This is a genomic window from Terriglobus sp. ADX1 (genome assembly GCF_036877645.1).
Lineage (GTDB): Bacteria > Acidobacteriota > Terriglobia > Terriglobales > Acidobacteriaceae > Terriglobus.
This window is the reverse complement of record NZ_JAEDXV010000040.1, coordinates 23,667-31,252: the sequence shown is the minus strand read 5'-3', so window position 1 is coordinate 31,252 and position 7,586 is coordinate 23,667. Positions and strand designations below refer to the sequence as shown.

The 7,586-nt window shown below is 58.4% G+C and carries 10 protein-coding genes; 3 read left to right on the top strand and 7 right to left on the bottom strand.

Going from position 1 to position 7,586, the window contains the following annotated elements:
* Positions 1-51: 51 nt before the first annotated feature.
* The 6 genes from JAO32_RS18425 to JAO32_RS18400 form a co-directional block, all read right to left on the bottom strand.
* A complete protein-coding gene (locus tag JAO32_RS18425) occupies positions 52-750 on the bottom strand; it encodes a Crp/Fnr family transcriptional regulator (protein ID WP_334243118.1) in 699 nt (232 codons plus the stop codon).
* Positions 751-837: 87 nt separating this feature from the next.
* The gene (locus JAO32_RS18420; protein WP_334243117.1) at positions 838-1,539 is read right to left on the bottom strand and encodes a 7-carboxy-7-deazaguanine synthase QueE; all 702 of its coding nucleotides are present in this window, start codon (positions 1,537-1,539) and stop codon (positions 838-840) included.
* Positions 1,540-1,545: 6 nt separating this feature from the next.
* Positions 1,546-1,923 carry a 6-carboxytetrahydropterin synthase QueD gene (queD, locus tag JAO32_RS18415; RefSeq protein WP_334243115.1) on the bottom strand — a complete coding sequence of 126 codons (378 nt, stop codon included), beginning with the start codon at positions 1,921-1,923 and terminating at the stop codon, positions 1,546-1,548.
* Between the two features lie 70 nt (positions 1,924-1,993).
* Positions 1,994-2,290 carry a hypothetical protein gene (locus JAO32_RS18410; RefSeq protein WP_334243113.1) on the bottom strand — a complete coding sequence of 99 codons (297 nt, stop codon included), beginning with the start codon at positions 2,288-2,290 and terminating at the stop codon, positions 1,994-1,996.
* 15 nt (positions 2,291-2,305) lie between these two features.
* Positions 2,306-2,860 (bottom strand): DUF6580 family putative transport protein, encoded by a 555-nt coding sequence (locus JAO32_RS18405; protein ID WP_334243111.1) that lies wholly within the window; start codon positions 2,858-2,860, stop codon positions 2,306-2,308.
* A 32-nt stretch (positions 2,861-2,892) separates the two neighbouring features.
* On the bottom strand, positions 2,893-3,978 hold the full coding sequence (locus JAO32_RS18400) for a metal-dependent hydrolase (RefSeq protein WP_334243107.1): 1,086 nt from the start codon (positions 3,976-3,978) through the stop codon (positions 2,893-2,895).
* A 41-nt stretch (positions 3,979-4,019) separates the two neighbouring features.
* Between JAO32_RS18400 and JAO32_RS18395 the strand changes: the two genes are divergently transcribed.
* From JAO32_RS18395 to JAO32_RS18385, 3 genes are all read left to right on the top strand, one after another.
* Complete coding sequence (locus JAO32_RS18395; protein WP_334243105.1) at positions 4,020-4,484, top strand: hypothetical protein; 465 nt, start codon at positions 4,020-4,022, stop codon at positions 4,482-4,484.
* Positions 4,485-4,506: 22 nt separating this feature from the next.
* Positions 4,507-6,615, top strand: coding sequence for an NAD-dependent DNA ligase LigA (gene ligA, locus JAO32_RS18390; protein ID WP_334243103.1), 2,109 nt, complete (start codon positions 4,507-4,509; stop codon positions 6,613-6,615).
* A gap of 117 nt (positions 6,616-6,732) precedes the next feature.
* Positions 6,733-6,891, top strand: a complete 159-nt coding sequence (locus JAO32_RS18385; RefSeq protein WP_156785213.1) for a hypothetical protein — start codon at positions 6,733-6,735, stop codon at positions 6,889-6,891.
* A gap of 67 nt (positions 6,892-6,958) precedes the next feature.
* Here JAO32_RS18385 and JAO32_RS18380 read toward each other — a convergent pair whose 3' ends face one another.
* On the bottom strand, positions 6,959-7,579 hold the full coding sequence (locus tag JAO32_RS18380) for a TetR/AcrR family transcriptional regulator (RefSeq protein ID WP_334243100.1): 621 nt from the start codon (positions 7,577-7,579) through the stop codon (positions 6,959-6,961).
* Positions 7,580-7,586: the final 7 nt, after the last annotated feature.

The window sequence follows — 7,586 nt, the reverse complement described above, 5'->3', positions numbered from 1 at the left end:
GCTCTGCCTTGTATCCGACACACCCTTATAGGTTTGTGTTGGAAACGGGAATCAGACGCGATACAGCAGAGCCATGCCCTTGCGAGCGACCTCGTAACATTCGCACGCTGCTTTTGTAAGGCCGGGGCGATCGAGGATGGTGACATTGCCTCGGACGTATTCGATCAGGCCCTTGCGCTTGAGGTCGACGGCAACGGTGGCAACGGTGGTGCGCTGCGTACCGAGCATCTCTGCCAGGAACTCCTGCGTGAGATAGAGGCGATTGCTTTCGGTGCGGTCGGCACTCATGAGGAGCCATCGTGCGAGGCGGGATTCTGCGTCGTGCAACAGGCCGCAGGCGCTGGTTTGCAGTGAGACGTTCCACGCCATTTGCGCCCACGTCAGCACGCGGCAACGGAACTCTGCTGATTGTGCAAACCATGTTTCCGCAGCGCGGCGCGGAATGCGCAGTCCCTCGCCTGCAATCTGCATGAATGCGGCAGCAGCGCAGCACTGTGGGCCAAACAATGACAGCGAGCCAACGAGGCCGTCCTTACCGCACATGGCGACTTCGGCGGTTCTGCCGTCATGCATGGAGACGACCATGGAACAGAGGCCGCTGGTGATGAAGTAGAGATACGGGGGTGGCTCTTCCACTGCGGCGAGGCTCAGGGATTGAGGCAGCGAGACGGGTTCCGCGGCATCCACTATGGCTGCACGCAATGCGGGTGAAAACGCATCGAGCATGTGGTTTCCGGTGGAGGATGGCATCGGTACGCACCTTTCCAAGGAGCGCTCATGGCGCAGTCCCTTGTGAGACTTGAGTGCGATAGCCGACAAATGGTTTGCTGCGTGGCGCTATACGCCTTTCTTTTGCGGCTCCCAGACGAACTTATGTACTTGAAGCGAAAGGCGTGCTGGCAGGAGGTCGTCGAGCATCCACTGCACCAGGTCGCGTGCATCCAGCTCCATGTTGTCCGCAGTGCGCAGCGGGGAAGGATGCTGGATGAAAGCTGGGGAAAGCAGGATGTGGCCCAGTGTTCCGGCGGTGATTTTGGATGCAAGATGCTCGCGGATGAAGTCGCGCGCAAATTCGTAATCGCGGCGGTCGCGCAGGACAAATTTCACTTCGTCGCGTGCGGTGAGCGTGTCGAGATTGCTCATGCGGAACGAGCCGAAGGCACTGCCACTGCCGGGGCACTTCACATCGACGATCTTGTGGACGGCTGTTGGGACTTCTTCCAGCGGACGTTCGCCGCTGGTTTCCATCATCAGCGTGTACTTTGTTTTTTCGTCGTTCAGCAGGCGCTGCATCAGTGGCAGCAGGTCTTTTGCGTGCAGCATGGGCTCGCCGCCGGTGAACTCAATCAGCGGGCATGCGAGTGCTTCAATCTGCGCGACGACTTCATCTTCAGTGAACGGCTTGCCACCGGTGAAGGTGTATTCGCTGTCGCACCATGCGCAGCGCAGGTTGCATCCGGCAAAGCGCACGAAGATACATGGCACGCCGGTAAACGACGATTCGCCCTGAACGGATTTGTAAAGCTCAATGAGGCGCACTGGTGATTACTCCGAGTACGTCGCCTGCGATGTGTCTGTTTCGAAGATGGTGCTGCTCTTTACGCGCACGCGGCCTTTGGTTACATCTGCGAGGCGGGTATTCGTCTCGTCAAAGAAGTACCTGGCCAGGTTTTCTGCCGAGGGATTCACGCGGGTGAACGGCTCAAGGTCGTTGATCATCTGGTGGTCCAGGTAGTTCACCACGGGCTTCAGAATGTCCTTGAGGATCTTGAAGTCCAGCAGCAGTCCGTTCGGCTCCAGCTCTTCACCGGCAAGCGTTACCAGCACGCGATAGTTGTGGCCGTGCGGATTTTCGCACTTGCCGTGATAGTCCCGCAGGTAATGCCCGGAGGAGAAATGGGATTCGACGGTTACTTCGTACATAGCGATTCCTTACAGATGCCCGGCGGTGGTATGCCGGTGCAGGATTCCAGTTTAGTTTGTTGCGGCTGCCTTAGCCGCGGCGCTTCCGCTGGTTCTTTCCGGCGTCGCGCTGGTTCCGGTATTCACGATGAATGTTTGCCTGTCCACCGGGAGTACGTCGTTCTGCCTGTTCAAACATGCCTTGCAACACGCCCAGCAGCGCCGTGAACAGACCCAACAGCAGCAAAACGATGCCAATGGTGCGCCAGAGGCTACTGTCAGATGGTGCTCCCGGCTCATGCGTGATGCCTGTGAAGCCAATCACGTATGCCAGCAAGGCGAAGAAGACGAGTGTTGCCGCCAGGATGTACAGATTGCGGCTCAGCATGACAACGACCTCTGACTACACTGCCGCATCGTTGCGGAAGGACGTGCCGGCTAATCCCGGAATGCTTTCGGTGGTGGGCAGCAGGAAGAACAGAGCAGAGAACACCAGCGTGGAGATCAGATCGTTCTGATAGAACGGCACGGCTGCTGTGTAGCAGGCGATGAGGCCCTCTGCTGTGTGCGGATACATGCCGCTGCGCAGGAAGACCACAAAGTTGCTGAGCAGGAAGAAGCTGGTGGAGCACGCCAGCGCGCTCATGCCCACGCTGAGCCATGAATGCTTGCGATGCAACGCTAAGGAAGCTGCGAGGCAGACGGCTGCGTACCAGAGCCACGTAACGATGTAGCCGCTGAGGTGGAAGCTGTAGCCGTAACCAAAAACTGTAAGCCACCAATCCGTGGCGGCAAGAGCCACTACGGCGAAGGCTGCATGCCAGCGCTTTCCGCTGGCCAGGCACGCGCCGAAGAACAGCAGCGATGCGCCCACGGTGGTCACATTGCCGCCGGTGATGTGCAGCAAGCGTGGCAGCACACGACTCAGGATAGCGATAAGGAGCACCAGGTAGGCCATGGCTCTATTCTCCCACAGTGCGTTGGCGTGATCTACGGGAGTTTCTGTTCGGATTGGCCCAGAAACACGCGTTGGACGTGCTGCGTGGCATCGACCCATGCCTCTGCGCCAAGCGGGGCGCGGCTGCCGCTCATGCCCAGCACCGGGTAGCCGAAGCGCAGGTCAGTGAATCGCACCACGCGCCAGGTGCGTTCCTGCGGCTCCAGATCCATGTCCGGATGCAACTGCTCCACGGTGCCGCGGTCTTCCACGATGGGGAAACGCGCCCAATCCAGATACACGCGGCCCAGCCAGCTTTGCTTTGCGGCCGTTACGGCGGGAGTTACGGGTGGTTTGGAGATGGTTTGCAGGGTGTCGGTGTCATAGGTACCGGTGCGGTTGTCAAAGCTGCCCAGCTCCAGAGCGGATGAGGTTTCTGCCACCACGAACCAGCGGAAGGGATTGATGGGATACGGGTTCAGGCCCATGTGCTGTACGGGACCACTGCGATAGTCCTGCGTGCGTGCCTGTGTTCTGGCTTCATTGCGCTGCATGAAGCGGAAGCCCCAGAGCGCGGTCATGAGTACCAGTGCTGTTGCTGCCAGTCCCCGGCCTGAGGAGCGCGATCTGTTCGCGCCGATCTCACCGTTGATCAATGAGAACAGCATGGGGAGGATCAATGCTCCGCCGAGGAACAGGAGCAGTAGCGGTTCGACGATGAAGATCAGGTCGCCGTAATACCAGCGCGGGTTCCAGGGTGCGAAGGGGCGTATGCCGTAGTTGTTGGTCCAGTCGAGCAGCAGGTGGCTGAGCAGAGCCAGAAGGCATAGGCCGAAGAGCAACAGCCAACGGGGTGGGACGCCGTTGGCGTGGCGTTGCGGGCGCTTGTTCTGGCTTCGATGGACGAAGTAAAACGCTGCGGTGATGACGGCGGCCTGCAGTGGCAGTGACCAGAGTGCGTGTGTCCATCCGCGGTGGTGCTGGAAGTAAGTGAGTGGGCCACCGAGGCGATAGACGTAATCGGCATCTGGTATTTCTGCGGCGATAACGCAGGCAACGGTCGCGTACCGGACCTTGGCGGGAAAACCCAGCGCACGCGAGAGGCATGCGCCCGTCAGCATGTGGGTTACGGGCTCCATTCAGCGCAAGCATACACTCTTTGCCGCGAGATAATGGCTGCATGACGAGCAGCTTGCCACCGTCGACGCCGGTGATCGATACGCAGGATGATTTGCATACGCTGATGCAGGCGTTTGAAGCGGGCAGCCTTCCGAAAGCCGCGTGGACGCATGCTGCGCATGTGGCTGTGGGAGCCAACTACGTTGCTCTGCATGGTGAGCCGCTTGCGCTGGAGATGATGCGTCAGCGTGTTTGCGCATACAACGAGGCTGTGGGCACCGTGAATTCTGCCACGAGTGGCTATCACGAGACGTTGACTCGTTTCTGGATTGCGGTATTGGCGCGACTGCATTATGAGGAGAAGGCAGCTTCGCATCTGGCGTTTGTGCAACACGCCGTGACCCTCTATGGTGGCAGACGAGATCTGCACCGGCAGTTCTATCACTTTGATGTGGTGAAGCATTCCGAAGCGCGACAGGCATGGGTGGCACCTGACCATTGGCCCTCCTGCGGCATCATTTCTTAGGTCAGCATCTTTCAAGGTATCCATGAGCGAACAAACATCAGTGAAAGAAATCGACGCACTGCGACGCGAGATAGAACACCACGAACACCTGTACTACGTGATGGACGCGCCGGAGATTACGGATGCGCAATACGACCGGCTGATGAATCAGTTGAAGGCGCTGGAAGCGGAACATCCTGAACTCATCACGCCGGATAGTCCCACGCAGCGCGTTGGCGGCAAGCCGAAGGAAGGCTTTGTGAAGGTCGCGCATTCGCGGCCCATGCTGTCGCTGGATAACGCGTACAACGAAGCGGAACTGCGTGCGTGGGCGGATCGCGTGGCGGCTTCAATTCATCCCAACGAAAAGCTGGAGTATGTGTGCGAGTACAAGCTGGATGGCTTGTCGTTGGCAATGCACTATGAAGCAGCGGAGCATGGTGCGGCGCGTTTGTTGCGTGGCCTTACACGCGGCGATGGCACGGTGGGAGAAGATGTCACCAGTAATGTAAGGACGATTCGCAGTGTGCCCTTGTTCGTGAGTGCGCACAAGTTGAAGAAAGCGCATGTGCCGCAGACGTTTGAAGTGCGCGGCGAAGTGGTGATGCCGCAGGCTGCGTTTGTGAAGATGAATGAGGAACGCGAGCGGACAGGGCAGGCACCGGCAGCGAATCCGCGCAATGCTGCTGCGGGCACGATTCGTACTGTTGAGCCGAGTATTGTGGCGCAGCGTCGTCTGGATTACTACGCTTACTTCCTGCTGGTGAATGGCGAGTTTCTTCTGCCCACGCAGAGCGAGACGTTGGAGGCGCTGCGCATTGCAGGGTTCAAGACGAATCCGCATGCGCGCACGGTCGCGACGATTGATGATGTGTTGGCCTTCATTGCAGAAGCAGAGACGGTGCGCGACAACCTTGGTTATGAGATTGACGGCATTGTGATCAAGGTGAACTCGATGGCGCAGCAGAAGCGTCTTGGGTTCACGGGCAAAGCGCCGCGATGGGCGATTGCGTACAAGTTTCCTGCGCGTGGTGCGGTGACGAAGCTGCTGGGCGTGAAGTTCCAGGTGGGACGCACAGGTAAGCTGACACCGGTTGCGGTGCTTGCTCCTGTGGGGATTGGTGGCATTACCGTTGCGCGCGCTACTCTGCATAACCCGGATGAGATTGCGCGGCTGGGCGTAAAGATTGGCGATTCTGTTGCCGTGGAGCGCGGCGGCGATGTGATCCCGAAGATCACGGAAGTGGTCCACGATGCGCAGCATCCGCGCGGTGATACAGAGATTGTGTTTCCTTCGCGTTGTCCGCGTTGCGATCAGCCTGTGCTGCGTGAAGAGGGTGAGGTGGATTTTCGCTGCGTGAACGCGAGTTGCCCTGCGCGTTTACATGAGGAGTTGGTTCACTTTGCTTCGCGCGGTGTGATGAATATTGAAGGCTTGGGCGATGTGATGGTGGGGCAGTTGCTTGGTCATTCGCTGGTTGAGGCGGCAGAGGCTGCACCGTTGGAAGAAGGCGATACTGCGAGTGAAGAAGAGCCGACGCGTGCGGCGCTGGTGCACACGGTTGCCGACTTGTATCGCTTGAAGGCGGAAGATTTGTTGACGCTGGAGCGCGTGGGACAGAAGACTGCGGATGCGTTGATTGAGCAGATTGATCGTTCACGCAAAGCCCCGCTTCACCGCGTGTTGCTGGGGCTTGGCATACGGCATGTGGGGGAGCGTACGGCGCAGGATCTGGCGAATACGTTTGGCAGTATGGATGCCATCATGCAGGCCTCAGTAGATGAGCTGAAGGCTGCGGAAGGTATTGGGCCGATTGTTGCGCAGACGATCTATGACTTCTTCCAGGTGAAGAAGAACCGCGATCTGGTGGAGGATTTGCGCGGCCAGGGATTGCAGTTCACCGCTGAGAAGAAAGTGGTGGGCACGGCGCTGGCGGGGCTAACGTTTGTGTTGACAGGGACTTTGCCGACGCTGACACGGGATGAGGCTAAGCAAAGGATTGAGGCTGCAGGCGGCAAGGTGTCTGGAAGTGTCTCGAAGAAAACGAGTTATGTGGTGGCTGGAGAAGAGGCAGGAAGCAAGTTGGAGAAGGCACGGGAGTTAGGACTTTCCGTGCTGGATGAGGATGGATTGCTCCAACTTTTGGGCTAAAGTGCGCAGTTTTTGAACCGTAAAAGGCACTTTTTGCTCGATTTGGGAAGATTTTGGGAATGGTTTCAGCGGCATCTTACTTCTAGTCTGCTTGTGAAGGCGGAAGGAGGAGGACGAATGAATCTTTTCAAATGGATGCTTGCCACGGCTCTTGTTCTGGATGCGGCGCTGGTGATGACCGCACGCGTGGTTCCTACGACCTCTCCGGTGCAGAGCGTTGGCATGGCTACGGATCAGGAATCGAATCTGGCTGTGAGTACCGCTTCGCTTCGTTAATTTTCTTTTAGGAATCGCATGAGAAACGGCCCGCTGTGTGCGGGCCGTTTGCTTTGTATGTGTTGCGCTATTCGAAGTAACGCATGACGGTGTCGACGATGATGGCGGTGTCTCGCGCGATGTCGCGTTCGCAGAGATTCAGGATGCGGCGCTCGTTGGAACCGCGGATGGCGTCCATGACGAGCCAGCCGATGGCGCCGAGGTCGCGGGGTGGGAGATCGCCTGCGTCGACGGCGTCCTGCAGAATCTTGATGAAGCTGCGCTGAGCCGAGCGAAGGAGTGTCGCGGTTTGTTTGCGATGCCTGGTTTCGCGGCCGACGGTGAGGATCATGTGGTACATGTCGCCGCGGGAGCACCAGAAGTCGAGGCGTGTGTGGATCCATGCTTCAACGCGGCTGCGTGTGTCTGTTGCAGCTGCTACGCGTTCGTCGGATAGCTCTGAGAGGTTATCGATGGCATGTTGTAACGCCGCGTCGTAGATGGCGTCTTTGGAATCGAAGTAGAGGTAGAGCGTTCCCTTGGCGATGTGGGCCTGGGTGGCGACGTCTTCTGTGCGCGAGTGATGGAAGCCTTTGCGTGCAAAGACTTTGAGCGCGGCCTCAATGATTTCGCTGCGGCGCAGGTCTGTGAGGACCTGTTTGCGCGTGGCGAGGCGAGTGGTTTTTTGCGTCGTTTCCGAGACGGCCATTCCTGCC

Bases quoted from the DNA above. Each gene is read 5' to 3' on its own strand.
- JAO32_RS18405 (WP_334243111.1), bottom strand. From the start codon at position 2,860: ATGGCCTACCTGGTGCTCCTTATCGCTATCCTGAGTCGTGTGCTGCCA.
- ligA (WP_334243103.1), top strand. From the start codon at position 4,507: ATGAGCGAACAAACATCAGTGAAAGAAATCGACGCACTGCGACGCGAG.
- JAO32_RS18380 (WP_334243100.1), bottom strand. From the start codon at position 7,579: ATGGCCGTCTCGGAAACGACGCAAAAAACCACTCGCCTCGCCACGCGC.
- JAO32_RS18395 (WP_334243105.1), top strand. From the start codon at position 4,020: ATGACGAGCAGCTTGCCACCGTCGACGCCGGTGATCGATACGCAGGAT.
- JAO32_RS18385 (WP_156785213.1), top strand. From the start codon at position 6,733: ATGAATCTTTTCAAATGGATGCTTGCCACGGCTCTTGTTCTGGATGCG.
- JAO32_RS18410 (WP_334243113.1), bottom strand. From the start codon at position 2,290: ATGCTGAGCCGCAATCTGTACATCCTGGCGGCAACACTCGTCTTCTTC.
- queD (WP_334243115.1), bottom strand. From the start codon at position 1,923: ATGTACGAAGTAACCGTCGAATCCCATTTCTCCTCCGGGCATTACCTG.
- JAO32_RS18400 (WP_334243107.1), bottom strand. From the start codon at position 3,978: ATGGAGCCCGTAACCCACATGCTGACGGGCGCATGCCTCTCGCGTGCG.
- JAO32_RS18425 (WP_334243118.1), bottom strand. From the start codon at position 750: ATGCCATCCTCCACCGGAAACCACATGCTCGATGCGTTTTCACCCGCA.